A 470-nucleotide genomic window follows, 5' to 3' on the forward strand; every position below is an offset into this window, starting at 1 on the left:
AATTAGTGACGTGCATGAATGGATCAATGAGATTCCTACTGTCCCAAATGACCATCTAGCGAACCCACAGCCAAGGGAACGGGCTTGGAATAATCAGCGGGGAAAGAAGACCCTGTTGAGCTTGACTCTAGTTTGGCATTGTAAGGAGACATAAGAGGTGTAGCATAAGTGGGAGATAAATTTCGGTTTATCGCCAATGAAATACCACTACTCTTATTGTTTCTTTACTTACTTGATTAAATGGAGCATGTACTACAAATTCATAATATGCTATTTTGCTTCGTGTAATCTAGTATATCTATGATTTGATAAATTGTACAAGTTTCTTGTTCCAAGTGTCATGAATCGTTATCACGTTAGTCACACTATGGTTGTACGTGTATGGGTTTACTCATGTGCTATGATCATTCTGGAGTGGTAACAATATGATTAAGACACGATCCAAGTCAGGGACACTGCCAGGTGGGGAA

General features: G+C 39.6%; 1 rRNA gene. It reads left to right on the plus strand.

The annotated features are described in order from the left end of the window. Positions 1 to 470: ribosomal RNA gene (locus tag ACO0K4_RS19460) — 23S ribosomal RNA — on the plus strand; the annotation flags it as partial.

Source organism: Undibacterium sp. RuTC16W, assembly GCF_049339445.1.
Classification (GTDB): Bacteria; Pseudomonadota; Gammaproteobacteria; order Burkholderiales; family Burkholderiaceae_D; genus Undibacterium.